This window comes from Pantoea sp. Mhis, from assembly GCF_009830015.1.
Map to the genome: position 1 here is coordinate 178,045 of NZ_SZZX01000001.1, position 18,950 is coordinate 196,994.

Here is an 18,950-nt window from a genome sequence, read left to right on the forward strand (position 1 = left end):
TTTATTAATTAATTAAATTACAATGCTTCATTTATTAAAATTACAATATAAACTTTAGTAAATAATAAGAATATATGCATTAGTAAATACATAACATTACTTTACATTTAATTATATTAAAATATTTATTTTATCTTGAGGTAAATTATTTTTATTTTTTAATAAAAATATTGCTTAATTAAAATAATTTATAGATGGTAATTATCAATTTATTTATCAAAAATGTATTAAGATTACTTAATAAGAAAATAAATAAATTTAAGTATGTGTAATTTCTTTTTAATATTTAAATATATTAAATTAATTGATGTTATATATATTTATTTATAATTACTTTTTTATTTTATATGATATCTTTAAATAACAGAATAATTAAATTTAATATTAGTATTTTTAGATAAAGTATTAATACTGTTCTAACATTAATTTTTATATTTTATAAACAATGAATAATTTTATTAGTATTTATTTACTATTAATATAGTTTTAATTTGCTTGAAATTTTAAAATTATTTTTTAAATATCATTTAATATATATCTTAATTATTAAAAAATTTTATTTTCAGTAGTTAATAACTATATTTTTCAAATTTTTATAGCAATAAGTATCATATTTAATTAAGGCTATTTAGCCTTATTAATATAAGGCAATAAATTATATTTATTTGCTGAAATCTTTTTTATTATAGGATTTTTGAGTATCTAATAAGTACAAATTAATTATTAATTTCAATAAATATGTCTGTTAAATTATAAAATACATTTAAAATCCACTAGAAAATACGTATATAGTTAATTAGTAAGTTGTTTTTTATCTAATTATTAATACATTGATTTTATCATCATAAAATTTATCAATCGATTAGTGAACAACATAAACTTCAATCACTGATTATTTCACTCATAGCTTTATATAAAGCTCATAAAAATGTGCATTTTGAAATAATTTAAGATTAAAAATACAATTAGATAGAATCTATGATAATAATCATTAATATTTATAACATAATTATATTTTATAATTAATTATTATTGTTTATCTTAAAATTATAATTTGAATTTTATATAATTAAAATGTTATAGTGATGGTATTAAAATTTAGTCTGATTAATTAATAATATAAATATAACAACAAGATTAATATACGTAATACAATACTCATAAATAATAATTTCCTAAATTTTATTTATATATTATAATTGTTATTTTAAAAACATAATTAAATGCAAGATAAATAAATAATTAATAACCTTAAAACGCTTAAGAATATATTTTTTACATAAATGCGATTAAAGTTTAGACGATTAAATCTAAAACTGATTGACGCTTAAATATTAAGTTTACTAATTTCTTATGTTATTATAAATAAATGTTTCTTATTTAGAATATAAGTGTTAATTTATATTTAAATGAATAAATTAAGTATATATTTAGTTATTTTATGATATAAATTATTAAAGAAAAACTTTTAGGATTATAAAAAGCTATAAAGTATAAACAATGTTAAAAATTATAAATTAATAAATTATTATCTAATAATTTATTAATTTATAGCATCATGCATTCATGCACCAATCACTATTTGGTAAAATTATGTATTTTATTCTATATAAAGATTTATTGTAATATAGTTAACTAAATCATTATTCAATAATTTACAATGTTAGTTTATTAATGTATGAAATAAACTAGATTAAAACATATATGATAAATTTCTAGCAATTTGCTATTTATAAAATTCTAAAAAAATTAATCATAGATAATGATCTTATAATCAAATATAAGAATATTATTCTATGTTACTCAATAGAATTATTGATTTATTTATATAATTAAGTATAATTGCTATTATATATACAAAAATAAATTATATTTGCATATAAATTATGCGTTAATCGGTTATATATGCAACTATATTCTTTATTTAAATTATTAGATAAGTAGAAAATAAACTTTTTAAAATATTATTAATAACTTAAATATTTTATTGATAAAAAATAAAATATAATTATGTTATAAAAATTAATAATTTATAAACTAGTAAATATCTATAATGATTAAATTATAAAATTAATAAATGTATATTACATATTTAATATTTAGATTTAAATATTTAAATGCGTTATAATATTCATAATTAATTTCATTATAGATGGCTATTAATTATAGCCATCATTTTAAATTATATTTATAATTTATTTAATCTTAATTAAGATATCTATATATTTTAATATCAATTAATTATTTAAATTCAACGAACGCTTACTTTAAGTAAGTTTAAAGATTTTTATTAATTAAAATTAAGGATAGTTGAGTTGTTATATATCTATAATATATACACGAATCAAATTTTATACTTAATACCTATTGAATTAAAAAGTATTTGTTGTTAGTTAGCTATAAATAATGTTTAATAAAGATATTTTGCTAAATAAAAAAATTTTTTTATTGTAATCAATATAATATTTTATTACATAATTAAATATATAATAAATAATTATTATATAACATATAGTATTGATATTATAAGTAATTAACTTATGTTTAAATATATAGTTAACTATATATTTACTATTAAAACATTTTAATAAATTTAAAAAATAAAAAGTTTAATTAAACATGTTTTTTACTTGTTTTGTTTGATTAACTAAATATCAAATTATAACAGTGAAAATAAATATTGTTTTAAATTTTAAAATACTTTCAGATATACTTGATTATATATCATAAAAGTAATTTTAAGTTATTAGCATAAACTAATGATTACTACCTATATCTAATTAATATTAATAATAAAAACCTTTTATTTAAGCATTTTAATAAATTCTTCAATAAAATATAATTAAATAATTTCTTTGAAAATTAAGGAAATTAATATTAATAAAGAATAATTGATTATTTACATGAATTATATAAAAATATTACCTAAAATTTTATAATTTTTATGCAAAGCAAATTATTCATAATTTATTAAAAAAATAGTATAATTTAATACTATTAAATTAGTAGTAAAATCTAAAAAAATTAAGAATTTTGGACTTAAAATTTTCGAAACATATATTATAATTTTATATATTAGTATAAAATTATAATATATTAATATTGATAACTTTAATAAAAATTATTATTAAAGTGTAATAAATAATCTTAATTTAAATAATGTAATACTAAGTTAAAATTTACCAAATTTTAAGAAAATTTTAATTAAATATTTTTAATTCATGAATTAAAAATTAATCCCATAACTTATTTGTTAGCTAACTTTTATATATTAACTATAATTCAAGATTATAGTTATGTATATACATAATAAAATTCTTAAATTTATTCTAAACAATAGTTCAAATATTGAAAATTTAAAAAATTTTAATTTAGCAAATTATTATATGCTTATATAAGCATATATTTAAATAAAATTTATACTTAATTAACGTAAATTAAATATTCTAATTTTTTAAAATTTATCTATCAATTAAAATTAGCTAAAGAACATTAAAATAATATAATTAAACCATCTACTAAAATATCATATAATTAATTTAGTATTTTATTTACTAGCATAGATTATCATATCTATTATCATTATAGGAACATTTCAAATCTTTCATTTACAACTTAGTAATCAATAGCTTAAAATTAAAATGATCTAACTAAAAAGATATTGTTTATGCTATTTACATAGTAAATTATCGTAAATATATTCTTGATACAACATATATTATATATTTAACGATAATTATAAATCTTAAGAAGATGCATGATTTTTTTAGATAGTTTCAGCAATCAACTATTGTTGAAACTATCTAAAAAAATAAAAACAAAATTAAACAACTAATATTAAATAACATATATCTAATAAATATTAATTATAGCAAATTAAATCAATTTTTTCTCAATTAAGATGCAACATGAATCATATTCATCTTTTATTCTACATGTGATAAGATAAGAATCTTTTTAAGATAACACTATTTCAGTATCATATAAAATATATAAATTTTAAATAAAAACATATACTTAACAAGTATTTACTGAATAAATGATTTATATCATAAAAATGATAATGGTTAATAAATAAACTAATAAGAGTAATATCTTATTTTAATTAAAAATCAATTAAAGATATATATCTTTAAAAAAAGATATTAAATCAACTTGATGGATGATATTTTATAACAATATTAAATTGTAAAACTAAAAATATAGTTAATTACTACATTGACAAATAATAATCTTTAATTAATTTATATCATTCATTCTATATCTTTTTTTAAGTTAATATAGTAATTATATAATTTAAACTGATCTAGGCGCCTTCCTTTTTAATAAACTTAGACAAGTTAAATATAATTTATTCAATGGAAACGCACCTAATTATTACTGAAAAACGAAGATATAGTTATGAAATTACAACAGTTACGTTACATAATCGAAGTAGTAAATCATAACCTTAATGTTTCTTCTACAGCGGAAGGACTATATACATCACAACCGGGTATTAGCAAACAAATACGAATGCTAGAAGATGAATTAGGTGTACAAATTTTTACACGTAGTGGAAAACACTTAACACAAGTTACACCTGCTGGTGAAAAGATTATACAAATTGCACGTGAAGTGTTATTTAAAGTTGATGCAATTAAATCTATTGCAGGCGAGCATACAAAACCAGATAGAGGCACTCTATATGTTGCCACTACACACACTCAAGCACGATATGCATTACCTAAAGTAATTAAAAATTTTATTAAAAGATATCCTAATGTTTCATTACATATGCACCAAGGATCTCCAAAACAAATTGCAGAAGCTGTATCTAACGGTAACGCTGATTTTGTTATTGCTACCGAAGCACTGCATTTATATGACGATTTAATTATGTTAACTTGTTATCATTGGAATCGTGCTGTAATTGTCACAACAGATCATCCACTAGCAAGTAAAACACAAGTTACAATTGAAGAATTAGCAGATTTTCCATTAATAACTTACACTTTTGGTTTTACAGGACGTTCAGAGTTAGATGCAGCTTTTAATCGTGCTGGACTGACACCACGTATTGCATTTACAGCTACTGATGCTGATGTTATTAAAACATACGTACGTTTAGGCTTAGGTGTAGGTGTCATCGCTAACATGGCAATTGACTCCATTTCCGATCCGGATTTAATTTGTATAAAAGCATCAGAAATTTTTACTAATAGCACAACAAAAATTGGTTTTAAACGTACTATGTTTTTAAGAAGTTATATGTATGATTTTATACATATCTTTTCACCTCATTTGACTCGTGATGTAGTAGATGCAGCAATTGCATTACGATCTAATGAAGATATTGAAATAATGCTTCATGATAGTAAATTACCATTTAAATAATAAATAATATTTTTAGCTAAAGTATCTAAAGATACTTTAGCTTTTTATTTGATAAATTTAATTAATAAACAATTTTATTATTGTTAACATGTTATATAGCCAGTTTAATATGTAAAAGTTTAAATTTTACTAATTTAATAAATTTAACATTTAATAACGATTAAATGTTAAATAATTAAATAAAATACACATAATTTTAATTTAATATATTAAAAATACTTTAATAAATTCAATCAATAATTAATTTGAATTTATTATGGTAAATTTTAAATTTCTATACTTTTATAAAATTATAAACAATACTTTATTAAGTACATTATTATAAAATAAGATAATATCTTTTTTTTAAAAATAATATTTTTAATATCTAATTCAATTTAAGGAAAATTCATGTCGTTAACATTACATAAATATAGTCAAGATATTTTATGTATTGGAATCAATAAATATCACTATTATAGTTTATCTAAAATTGCTCAAAGAGTAGGAAAGATTGATAATCTACCTAAAACTATGAAAATTTTATTAGAAAATTTAATACGTTCCCAAAACAATAACCATAATATAGAACAAGATATTCAAGCTTTAATAGATTGGCAAAAAAATGCACATTCTAATCATGAAATTTCTTTTTATCCTACCCGTATATTAATGCAAGATTTTACTGGTGTACCTGCGCTCGTAGATTTAGCAGCTATGCGTGATGCTGTAAGTAATCTTAATGGTGATGTAATGAAAGTAAATCCTCTTTTACCTGTTGATTTGATCATTGATCATTCAGTTACTGTAGATTATTTTGGTAATAAGGAAGCCTTGATTAAAAATATACAAATTGAAATGGAACGAAATCATGAACGTTATTTATTTTTACGGTGGGGACAAAAATCATTTAATCATTTTCGCGTAGTACCACCAGGAACTGGTATTTGCCATCAAGTTAATCTTGAATACTTAAGTAAGGTTATATGCATTGAAAATTCAGATAATAAAACAATAAGTTATCCTGAAACTGTACTAGGAACTGATTCTCATACCACGATGATCAATGCACTTGGCATGCTAGGATGGGGTGTAGGAGGCATAGAAGCTGAAGCTGCAATGTTAGGTCAACCAATTGTAATGGTAATACCTGATGTAGTTGGTGTTAAACTTGTTGGTAAGTTACTACCTGGTATTACTGCTACTGATCTAGTATTAACTATAACTGAAATGCTACGTAAACAAATTGTTGTAGGTAAATTTGTTGAATTTTACGGAGAAGGATTAAAGAATTTATCACTAGCTGATCGTGCAACTATTGCAAATATGGCACCTGAATATGGTGCAACATGTGGTTTTTTCCCAATTGATGATATTACCTTAAAATATATGATGTTATGTGGCCATCAAAAAGAACAAATTGACTTAGTTGAAATTTATGCTAAACAACAAGGACTATGGCATAATTCAAATGATGAACAACCAGTCTTTACAAATATTTTAGAGTTAGATATGACTACTGTTGAAGCTAGCATAGCGGGTCCTAAACGTCCACAAGAACGTGTATCATTAAGGAATGTACCCTTTATATTTAATAATAGTACAAAATTACAACTACAATCCACACAAATTCAAAAACAAATTATCAGCAATAATAATTGTAAAATTAATTCAATATATAGGTTGGAAAATGGCTCAGTGGTAATTGCAGCAATTACATCTTGTACTAACACTTCCAATCCAAATGTTCTAATAACAGCCGGACTATTAGCTAAAAAAGCTACAGAATTAGGTTTAAGATGTAAACCTTGGGTAAAAACATCATTAGCACCAGGTTCTAAGGTGGTATCACATTATCTTAACGTTACTGGATTGAGTTATTATTTTGATATCTTAGGGTTTAATTTAGTCGGCTATGGATGTACTACTTGTATTGGTAATACAGGACCACTAATAGATAATGTTGAAAATGAAATTAAAAATTCTCATCTCATAGTTGCAGCCGTGCTCTCAGGTAATCGTAATTTTGAAGGTCGTATACATCCATTAGTCAAAACAAATTGGCTTGCTTCTCCTCCACTAGTAATAGCCTATGCATTAGCTGGTAATATAAGGATTAATTTACAGACTGATCCAATTGCACAAAATCAGCAAGGTAAAAATATTTTTTTAAAAGATATTTGGCCATCAGCAAATGAAATTTCTGAAATTTTGCAAAAAATTAATAGTAAAATGTTCACTCAGGAATATGCTGCAGTATTTGAGGGTCCTTTAAGTTGGAAGCAACTTAAGATTCAAAAAACTACAAATTATAATTGGGATCAGAAATCAACATATATTCGTCCATCTCCATTTTTTGATAAAATTACTAAAATACAAAAACCATTAAAAAATATTAAATTAGCACGTATTTTAGCAATATATGGAGATTCATTAACAACAGACCATATTTCTCCTGCAGGTAATATTAAAATTGATAGTCCAGCTGGAAAATACTTATTATCAAATGGTGTAACTGCCGATAATTTTAACTCATATGGAGCACGTCGAGGTAATCATGAAGTAATGGTACGTGGTACTTTCTCTAATATTCGGATACATAACGAAATAGTACCTGGAATTGAAGGAGGATATACTAAACACTTTCCTAGTAATGAAATATTAACAATATATGATGCATCTATGAGATATCAAAAAGAAGGTATATCATTAGCTATTATTACAGGAAAAGAATATGGGTCAGGCTCTAGTCGAGACTGGGCGGCAAAAGGTCCAAAATTACTAGGTATACAATTAATTATTGCAGAATCTTTTGAACGTATTCATCGATCTAATTTAATTGGTATGGGTATTTTACCTTTAGAATTTCCAAAAAATATAACACGAAAAACTTTAAAATTAACTGGTGAAGAATATATTGAGGTAAAAAATTTATCTCAAATTCAACCTAAAAGTACAGTAGAGGTAATTATCACTTTTTCTAATGGTAAGCAAAATAAGCTAAATGCTCGTTGTCGTATTGACACAGCAAGTGAACTAACATATTATCAAAATAATGGAATCCTAAACTACATACTACGTAATATGATTAAATAAAAACTTAAAAAATCAATAAATATTATTTAGTTATGTTATTTGATAGTAAATGTCCCATTTTTTCTGCTTTAGTATGCAGATAGTAGGCGTTTTTAGGATTAGAACCTACAATTAATGGAACACGTTCAACGATGTTAATTCCTGACTCAACTAATATAGCAACTTTATGTGGATTATTAGTTAATAGACGAATTTTATTAACTAATAACAGTTTAAACATATCTGCACATAAAGTGAAATCACGTTCGTCAGCAGCAAAACCTAACTGACGATTTGCTTCCACAGTATCATAACCTTTATCTTGTAAAGTATAAGCTTTAATTTTATTAATTAAACCAATGTTACGACCTTCTTGTCGGTGATACAAAAGAATACCATGTCCTTCTTCAGCAATAGCTGCTAACGCAGCTTTTAATTGAAAACCACAATCGCAACGTAGACTAAATAGTGCATCACCGGTAAGACATTCTGAATGGATGCGTGATAATATAGGTTTATGGCTATTAATATTACCATAAACTAATGCGATATGATCATGACCAGTTGCTAGTTCTTCAAAACCAATCACTAAGAAATCTCCCCAAGGAGTTGGCAATTTTGCTTCTGCTACTCGTTTAAGCTGCATATAATTCTCCAGAACAATCAGAGGATGCGCTATTATTAATATAATAGCGTATGTACAGTAAAGTTAACTAATAAGATATTGTCATTATGTTATAAATTACGATAAGATTATTGATAGAATAATTAGATTAATTGTAACGATAAAACTAAATGACTCAATGATTCAAGTTTAAATGACTATCTATAAATTATATTTATATAAACTTTGTAAATTTAATCTATATAAAGGAAAAAATATTGAAAATTATACAGCGTACTACTATCGGCGCAATTGTATTATTGTTAATGCCAGTAACAGTTTTATTATCAGGATGGACATGGCATCCAGAAGAAGGTAGCAAACTATTGATTGTTATGTATTGGATAACACAAACTGTTACTCATCCTTGGGGACTAATAACAAGTACATTATTTAGTACATTAATGGTATTAACTTTACGTCTTCGCTTTTGGCAATCTATTTTTCTTATTATTATCATGAATGGTGCAGTTGCAGTAGGTCAGTATACTAAATCTTATATGAAACAACAGATACAAGCACCCCGTCCATATGTTATTTGGCTTGATAAAAATCATGGTATTAACAAATATGATTTTTATAAATTAAACAGATTAGAACGGAGACAATTAGTATCCGAAGTATTAGCTAATGATTCACGATTACCAACATGGCTAAAAAAACATTGGGCTTACGAAAACGGCTTTGCTTTTCCGTCTGGACATAGTACTTTTGTTGTTAGTTGGGCACTTTTATCCACAACCATACTATGGCCACGTAAATATATAAAGACAAGTATAGCTATATTTATTTGGGCAATTATGGTAATGGGAAGTCGTTTAGTATTAGGTATGCATTGGCCACAAGATTTAATAATGTCAACTTTTATTTCTTGGTTAATAACTACTATCGCATTATATTTAATTGATTATTTTTGTATGCCCATTGTAGTCCCAGTTGAAGAAGATAATAATAAAACAAAAGAAGATGATGATGCATCGTAATTTATTTCTTCTTATTATTAAGATCAATAAATATTATATAATATATAAATATTAATATATTGATTGTTTAATAAACATTATTAACAGAATTTATATTATTTTCTTTTATCTAATTTAATAATGGAATTTATTATCATGAAATTATAATTAATTATAATTATTATTATTTTAAGTAAAGATTATCGTTTATAACACTTAGAATATATAATAATACATTTATTGTTTTAAATTTTGTCTTAATACAAGGAAAGTGTTAAAACTTAATATCTTTTGCTTGCTTATTCGGTGCTGGATTCATTTTAGGATGGATGGTTTATAATATTCTCTGATTTCATATGAATAATTATTTATATATCAGGATATAATTAAACGTACGCAGGCTTAGAATAAGCAGGTTAAAATGTTTTTTATGGATTTCAGAAAAAGATTATATATATTTTATAAAAGATTATTAAATATACAAATTAGAAAAAGGATAAAATAATAAATGTGTTTTTAACATACGAAAATGGATTAATGAAATGATATTAATCATTAATATTTACTTTTAATTCTTTTATTTTTAGAAAATTTAGTATATGACTACTTCACCTATAGTGATAGCGTTAGATTATCATGATATTAACTGTGCTTTAAGATTTGTCGATCAAATTAATCCTGATATGTGCCGACTTAAAATAGGCAAAGAAATGTTTACGCTTTTTGGTCCATCAATAGTAAAAATATTACATCAACGTGGTTTTGAAATATTTCTTGATCTTAAATTTTATGATATTCCAACCACAACAGCAAACGCTGTAGCTGCAGCAGCAGATTTAGGAGTATGGATGATAAATGTTCACGCTAGTGGTGGAAAAAGAATGATGATTGCAGCACGTGAGAAACTCAATGAATTTGGAAAAAATCCACCTTTACTCATTGCTGTTACTGTACTTACTAGTATGAATGAAATAGATCTAAAAGAATTAGGTATTACATTAACACCTTTCAAACAAGCTGAATATTTAGCAAAATTAACACATGAATGTAAATTAGATGGTGTAGTTTGCTCTCCTCAAGAAGCATCTCATTTTAAAAAAGAGATAGATAAAAATTTTATATTGGTATCACCAGGTATTAGACCTCATAATAGTGATGCTATTGATCAACGGCGTATCATGACTCCTCTTCAAGCTAAACAGTCAAAAGTAGATTATTTGGTAATTGGTAGACCAATTACTCAATCCCTTAAACCAGCTAAGATGCTTCAACAAATTTTATCTTCATTAAAACAATAATTTTGATCATTAATACATTTAATTTAATGTAATAATTGATTAAAGATTAATAACTGGTCTGACAATAATATTACGTGTTGTTGTTCGAATTTCAACAATATTGACTTTAATGATATCAGTTACACTATACATAACTTTTCCTTTAATTCGGATTAAACCGTATTCCTGTGATAATTCAATTTCATTACGTATTGAATGAATAAAAAGTGCAGGTACAAAAGCAATAGCACCATTTTCTTGTAAACGTACTCGCATCCCTCCTCGTAAGATATCTATAATTTCTGCATTGAAATTGTGTTCATTCCCAATAAATTTTGTAAGAAAAATCACATGAAGCCAATTAACTATATCACGTTCCGCTAAACGATTTAAACGACGGCGCTCACTGATAGTGATCACTGTAGCATTGTTTGGAGGATTAATACAAGCTCCACGTATAATTGCTTTTAACAAGCGATGATTAATAATATCTCCAAATTTACGAATAGGTGAAGTCCAAGTAGCATAAGCATCTAAACCTAAAGCAAAATGTGGACCTGGTTTAGTACTGAATTCTGTAAAAGATTGAAATTTTCGAAGACGATTATTTAGATATTTTGTAGTTTGTAAATCAAGTAGACGATGTAAATTACAAAATCCCTCTAATGTCATAATTGATGTATAATCAGTAATTATTCCATATTCAGCTAATAAGTTAGCAGCCTGTTCAGCATTAGTTGTCTCAAAACCATTATGTAGATTATAAATACCAAATCCTAATTTTTCTTTTAATATTTTTGCAGCACAGATATTAGCTAAAATCATAGCTTCTTCTATAACACGGTTAGCAATACGACGAGGTTCTACTAAAATATCTAATACTTCACCTTGTTTACCAATGACAAAACTATAATCTGGACGATCTTTAAATACTAATGCATAATGTTGTCGCCATTTAGAACGAATCAAACATAGACGATGTAATAAGATAATTTGTTCTGCAACAATATGATTTTCTGGTTGCCAATTACCATTATTTTCCAGCCAATCGGAAACTTCATCATATACTAATTTAGCTTTGGATTTTATCCAGGCAACAAAAAATTTAATATCATTACCTATATTACCATTTTTAAATACAGTAACACTACACACTAACGCTGAACGACGCATGTTGGGGTGTAATGAACATATATCATCAGATAATTTTCGTGGTAACATTGGAATATTAAAACCAGGAAGATAATTAGTAAATGCTCGCTGAGAAGCAAGTTGATCTACTTCGCTTCCTTCTTTTATATAAGCAGTAGGATCAGCAATTGCTATAGTTAATAATAAGTTTCCTTCTATAGTTTCACTAATATGTAAAGCATCATCTATATCTTTAGTATTAGCTTTATCAATAGTAATAAAGCTAAGTGATGTAAGATCTGTACGTTCATATTCATTTTGATCTATCATTTCACCACAACTAACATTAGGTGCTTCACGCTCTAAATTATATCTAGATAACGTTACCCACCAAGGAGCAAAATTATCATCTGCATTAGTAATAAATTCAATAAGTTCAGCATAAAAATTACGTTTTTCCTTTAACGGATGATTTCTCATTTCTGCAACAGCCCAATCTCCATTTTGAAAATTTTGCTTCAAACTATTCATAGCATAACATTGAATAACATGATTGTTGAGTAAAGGATGATCTGGAATAATGGATAAACGGCCACTATATTGCTTGTAAATACGTCCTACAAAACGTGTTAAAAATGGTTCAATTAAAGTTTCTGGTTCAGCATTTTCTCGATCTTTATTAGTATGAATTACAGCGATAATACGGTCACCATGCATCACTTTCTTCATTTGTAAAGGAGGAATGAAATAACTTTTTTGAGTATCAATCTCAAGAAATCCAAAGTTTTTTTCGGTACATTTTACAACACCTTCAACTCTGAGAGTTTGTGTATGAAGTTTTTGTTTGAGATGTATGAGCAAAGGATTATTTTGTAACATAGTTTATATAATATATTTTCATAGCTGAAAAGAAAGTAATGCATAGTTTTATGTTAATCTACTCTATACAATAAGGTAACATCAGCTAATAGTTTATTTATTCATTTTAACAAAGTTTATTATTATTCATATTTAAAAAAAATAGTACATCATTTCTTATGTATAATTTTAAAATTAAATAATTAATTTCGTATTTTATATTAAGTTTTTTCATTATAACAATTATAATTTAGTATAAATAGTAATTAATAACATTAATAACTATTTAATTGATAGAATATATATTCTAGTTTATTAACTAAACTAATATCTTAATTTAATCTAGAGTAACGTTCATTATTTCAATTTTATATTCGCATAAAATACTAATAATTTTAAATAAGATTTTTACTGTAATTAAATATGTAGATTCAATGCACAATAATTGCAAATATTACAGAGATAATTTTTTAAAAGAATTAAGTATATTACATTATATTTGATTATGTATCATTGCAGATACGCTAAACCCACCATCTACATGTATTACTTCACCACTAATACCACTTGCTAAATTAGAAGATAAGAATGCTGCACAATTCCCTATTTCTTCAATTGTTACATTTCTTCGGATCGGCGAACATTCTTTAGAATAAATTAACATTTTACGAAATTCTTTTATACCAGAAGAAGCTAAGGTTCGTATTGGACCGGCAGAAATAGCATTAACACGTATACCTTCAGGTCCCATACAGTTCGCCATATATCGAACATTGGCTTCAAGAGAAGCCTTAGCTAAACCCATGACATTATAATTTGGAATAGCGCGCTCTGAACCTAAATAAGAAAGAGTTAATAAAGATGAGCTTGGATTTAACATTTCACGACATTCTTTAGCCATCGCTACAAAACTATAAGAACTAATATCATGTGTAATTTTAAATCCTTCGCGAGTTACTGTATTTACGTAATCTCCATTTAATTGATCGCTAGGAGCAAAAGCAATAGAATGAATAAATCCATCAAATTTTGGAAAGTATTGTTTTAATTCAAAAAATAAATTACTAATACTGCTATCTTCTGAAACATCACATTGAAGAACAATATTGGATCCCATTTCTTTAGCTAAAGAATTTATACGATCTTTAAATTTAGATTTATTATATGTAAAAGCTAGTTGTGCTCCTTGTTTATACATTGCTTTTGCAATACCATAAGCAATAGATAATTTACTAGAAACGCCAGTAATTAGAAAATATTTACCGGAAAGAAAACCCATATGCAATAGTCCTTAATATTGATTAATAATATATATCTTTTAGATATTAAGCATTTTAAACTAAATTATAGGAACATAGATTTAATAGAATATTTAATCATCTATATTAATAGATTATATTTAATTCGTACTATTATTTGTAATAATAGTATTCAATTAAAAATTTTTATATCTATAAATAATTTTAAAAACATGTATTTTTTTAGTAAAATTCAAAGTTTATTGATTTAGACTAAGTGTCTATTAAATAGAATTCATTTATTATTGATAATATAAGATTAATTAATTTTCTCTTTTGCATATCTAATTATTTTTATTTTGCACATTTTAAATCTATATCAGATCCACACATTGACTGTACAATTAATAACGTGAAAAAAAGACATTAATAATGGTATTCTAAATACTCAATGTAATGAAGATGCTATCTCTTTAATCCAAATATCTAATATTATATTTGATAACATCCTCCAACTTTCCTGAGACATTATTTTTTGTAGTAAATTATCTTGCTGTGATATATTATGATTCGGTAGAGTAAAATTTACTACTGCACTCATTATCAATGCAGTTCCAAATGCTCATCCTAGAATTCTACTAAATATAATTGATGCAGTATAAATACCACGTACTTTATAATGTGCATAATTTTGTATAGATAATAAAAAAGTAGCACTACTCATATCTATTCCCGCACCAATAATAAAAGCGATAAAACCAGCCTTAATAACGGTAGTATCAATTTTCATTAATAAAAAAACACTGCCTACAACTAAAAGTACTGAAACACATTACGCAGTAAAATGATAATATGTATTTAGTATTAAATTATTACTTAAATGACTTGGTAATGGCAAACTAATTGACATCTTTGATAAAAACTACTCGCCTTCTCTTGTAGTAGGATACCCACTAAGTATCCCTTTGGTTCAAATTGATAAAAATACACCTATTCCCATCATGTTTGCACCAATAATTAAGTTACTAATATTTTTGAAGATAATTAATTTATTTCTCCAAAGCACAATTGGAAATAATGGTATATCAGCATATTGTTCATGATATTTAACTCTACAACTAACAATTAATGTTATTGATAAAAAAGTAATAACCAGTAACCAAGTATATTAGCATTGTAATAATGCTACTAATAATGCTGTAACAATAATTATCAGCCAAAAACTATCATCTAAATTAAACTTTATATTAATATCATGAGAATTTTATGGCAAAAAAGATAGTAATAATACTATAAAACGAATACCGATAGTTATATTAATCCAAAAAATAATCGACAATTAAAGTGTTCTATTAACCGTGCACCGTTAATTTGACCAATTACTGCTGCAATACTCGATACACTAGAAAGCAAACTTTAAATACGTAATCGTTCCTACTATGATAGTAGATAAATATCGGCAAAAATAATAGTTGTAAGTGGCATAATTGAATCTAATCCTATACCCTGTATAGCACAAAATAGAATAGGCCATGTCATGATGCTATGATTAAATCCGCATAAAGTAGATCCAACTAGAAATAATTAATATACCTATAAAAAATAATGTTGTACGTCTACATATATCGGTCATTCTGCTATATATTAATATACTTATAGCTTGTGTAAGTAAATAAATGCAATAATCCATTCAAATCGTGCAAATTCGCCCAGTTTAGTAACAATATTAGGAATTGCAATAACAATAGCTACTTCTATGGCTGTTGCCATAAACATCGCTAACATGCAAGCGATAAGCATCCAACAGATCTTTGCTATTGCTGAATTTAGTTTTTATATCATATTTTATTTTACGTAATGTGTTGATTTACTTTATCAGTACATATATAAGTAATTATATCTATATAAATTAGTTAAAATGATTTTTATGTAAATTAACAATAAATATTATTACATTTATTTCTATTAAAGTAAAAAAATTAATATTTTATATTACTAATATTCAATAAAGATATTATTTGAACATTGTAAAACAATATAATTTATTATCTATACATCAATATTCTATATTTAAATATGTTTAATGATTAAACTTAATTCATATAAGTTTCTTTTATTTTTTAAGTTATAGTTAAATTAACTAAATAAGTTATACTTTAAAAGTATTTATTAGTTTTATTTAGCTACGTATTATTAAATTTTAATTTTAAATATTTAATGATATTTATATATACCAATTTTAAAAAACAATATTTATTTATATTAATTTTATTTAATAATTATTAATCGATATTATTTATCATTTTTTCTGGACGCATCCAATCTTCAAATTCTTTTTCTGTAACATATCCTAGGCTTAGAGCAGATTCTTTTAATGTAATTTGTTCTTCATATGCTTTTCTAGCAATTTCTGCTGATTTATCATATCCAATATAAGTATTAAGTATAGTGACTAACATCAGTGATTCATTTAATAATTGATTAATACGATTGTAATTTGGTGTGATTCCTATTACACAATGTTTATTAAAACTATCCATACCATCAGCTAATAAACGAATTGACCATAAAAAATTATATATTATCATGGGTCGAAAAACATTTAATTCAAAGTTACCTGATGCACCTCCAATATTAATTGCAACATCATTTCCCATAACTTGGCAACATATCATAGTTAATGCTTCGCATTGTGTAGGATTAATTTTTCCAGGCATCATAGAACTACCAGGTTCATTACCTGGAATATTAATTTCGCCAATACCACAGCGCGGACCTGAAGAAAGCCAACGTATATCATTAGCAATCTTCATTAAGGATGCTGCTAAGCTTTTAAAAGCACCATGTGCATTTAGTAATGCATCACATGTTGCTAATGATTCAAATGTATTTGATGCTAAAATAAAAGGTTGATTAGTTAATTCAATTAAATTTCTTAATGCATATGCTGAATAATTAGGATGAGCATTTAAACCGGTTCCAACTGCTGTTCCACCTATTGCTAATTCACATAAGTGTGGTATAGTATTTTCAATATGTTGTATATTATGTTTCAACATAGCTGCCCAACCGGAAATTTCTTGGCCTAATGTTAATGGAATTGCATCTTGCAAATGTGTTCGACCTATCTTAATTATATTTTTATATTTTTTTGATTTTTCATTCAATGTTTTTTCTAGTATACGTAGTTTAGGAATTAAATGTTTTTGTATACCAATCACTGCTGCTACGTGCATAGCAGTTGCAAAAATATCATTAGAACTTTGACTTTTATTTACATCATCATTAGGATGCACTAAACGGGAAATGCCACGTGTTCCACCTAAGATTTCACTAGCTCTATTGGCTAATACCTCATTCATATTCATATTTGTCTGAGTACCAGATCCAGTTTGCCAAATTACTAAAGGAAATTCATCATTGTGATATCCGGCTAAAACTTCATCAATAGCTTTAATAATAGCATTAGCTACTTTTAATGATAATAAACCTAAATCTCGATTGCTTTGTACAGCTGCACGTTTTGTTAACGCTAAAGCATATAAAAAATCAATTGGCATTTTTTCTATTGAAATTTTAAAATGATTCAAAGATCGTTGTGTCTGTGCTCCCCATAAATTATTTAATGGCACATCAATTAAGCCAATGGAATCTTTTTCCGTTCTATGTATTAACATAATTAATTCCTTAATATTGTTACAATATTAATATTTTTAATTTTAAACATAAAATTAATGTTTATGAATATAAATATATTATTATATAATTTTGATATATATATCAAAATTAATTTGGTTATCTAACAAAATATTTTAATTATCAATATTAATTATTTGCAAAATTATTTTAAATATCTTTAAAACTTTTAATGATTAAGATAGAACAATAAATTTTACATTGTTGATGTACGGTATGTATTCAACTTAATTATTATTAAGTTCTTAAATTAATAAAATTACTATGTAAGATTGAATTTATATATACAATATATTATGAAATTTATATACTATAGAGTAAGTTAAAAGGTAAAAGCAGCCTTCAAATTTAAGTTGATTATCTATCATATATTTTAACTTATACGTTAAAATAAATAAATATTACTAATTTATATATATAGATATCATTGAGCAATTTTAAAATTTAAGTAACATTAAAGTATATTTTTATTATTCAGACAATATTATTTATATATTTAAAATCATGTGTTTTTACTTATATTGAGTATATATAAAATATAGTATTTATTACTAATTAACAATATGATTTTAATATATATAATGTATATTAACGATTTAAAATCTAATACAGTTTATATTTTCAATATAATTAATTAATTAATTAATACTGCAAATTCTAAACAATTAGAACAATTGTAAATTACAGTACTAGT

11 protein-coding genes are annotated in these 18,950 nt (G+C 24.4%); 4 read left to right on the plus strand and 7 right to left on the minus strand.

Annotation, left to right across the window (positions count from 1 at the left end):
* Positions 1–4,401: 4,401 nt before the first annotated feature.
* Entirely contained in the window at positions 4,402–5,376 is a 975-nt protein-coding gene (cysB, locus tag FD727_RS00690; protein WP_159938248.1) for an HTH-type transcriptional regulator CysB, read from the plus strand.
* A gap of 390 nt (positions 5,377–5,766) precedes the next feature.
* A complete protein-coding gene (acnA, locus tag FD727_RS00695) occupies positions 5,767–8,451 on the plus strand; it encodes an aconitate hydratase AcnA (RefSeq protein ID WP_159938249.1) in 2,685 nt (894 codons plus the stop codon).
* 22 nt (positions 8,452–8,473) lie between these two features.
* On the opposite strand, the gene ribA is transcribed toward acnA, so the two are convergent.
* Entirely contained in the window at positions 8,474–9,076 is a 603-nt protein-coding gene (gene ribA, locus FD727_RS00700) for a GTP cyclohydrolase II (protein ID WP_159938250.1), read from the minus strand.
* Between the two features lie 233 nt (positions 9,077–9,309).
* Here ribA and pgpB point away from each other — a divergent pair, with 233 nt between their 5' ends.
* The gene (pgpB, locus tag FD727_RS00705; protein ID WP_159938280.1) at positions 9,310–10,077 is read left to right on the plus strand and encodes a phosphatidylglycerophosphatase B; all 768 of its coding nucleotides are present in this window, start codon (positions 9,310–9,312) and stop codon (positions 10,075–10,077) included.
* 578 nt (positions 10,078–10,655) lie between these two features.
* Entirely contained in the window at positions 10,656–11,354 is a 699-nt protein-coding gene (gene pyrF, locus FD727_RS00710; protein ID WP_159938251.1) for an orotidine-5'-phosphate decarboxylase, read from the plus strand.
* A gap of 39 nt (positions 11,355–11,393) precedes the next feature.
* On the opposite strand, the gene FD727_RS00715 is transcribed toward pyrF, so the two are convergent.
* The 6 genes from FD727_RS00715 to fumC form a co-directional block, all read right to left on the minus strand.
* Positions 11,394–13,343 carry an exoribonuclease II gene (locus tag FD727_RS00715; RefSeq protein WP_159938252.1) on the minus strand — a complete coding sequence of 650 codons (1,950 nt, stop codon included), beginning with the start codon at positions 13,341–13,343 and terminating at the stop codon, positions 11,394–11,396.
* 472 nt (positions 13,344–13,815) lie between these two features.
* Positions 13,816–14,601: an SDR family oxidoreductase gene (locus FD727_RS00720; RefSeq protein WP_159938253.1), complete on the minus strand. Its 786-nt coding sequence runs from the start codon at positions 14,599–14,601 to the stop codon at positions 13,816–13,818.
* Between the two features lie 407 nt (positions 14,602–15,008).
* Positions 15,009–15,161 (minus strand): hypothetical protein, encoded by a 153-nt coding sequence (locus FD727_RS00725; RefSeq protein ID WP_159938254.1) that lies wholly within the window; start codon positions 15,159–15,161, stop codon positions 15,009–15,011.
* Positions 15,162–15,182: 21 nt separating this feature from the next.
* Entirely contained in the window at positions 15,183–15,350 is a 168-nt protein-coding gene (locus tag FD727_RS00730; protein WP_159938255.1) for a hypothetical protein, read from the minus strand.
* An 863-nt stretch (positions 15,351–16,213) separates the two neighbouring features.
* Positions 16,214–16,360 (minus strand): hypothetical protein, encoded by a 147-nt coding sequence (locus FD727_RS00735; protein WP_159938256.1) that lies wholly within the window; start codon positions 16,358–16,360, stop codon positions 16,214–16,216.
* Positions 16,361–16,842: 482 nt separating this feature from the next.
* On the minus strand, positions 16,843–18,237 hold the full coding sequence (gene fumC, locus FD727_RS00740) for a class II fumarate hydratase (protein ID WP_159938257.1): 1,395 nt from the start codon (positions 18,235–18,237) through the stop codon (positions 16,843–16,845).
* Positions 18,238–18,950 lie beyond the last annotated feature (713 nt).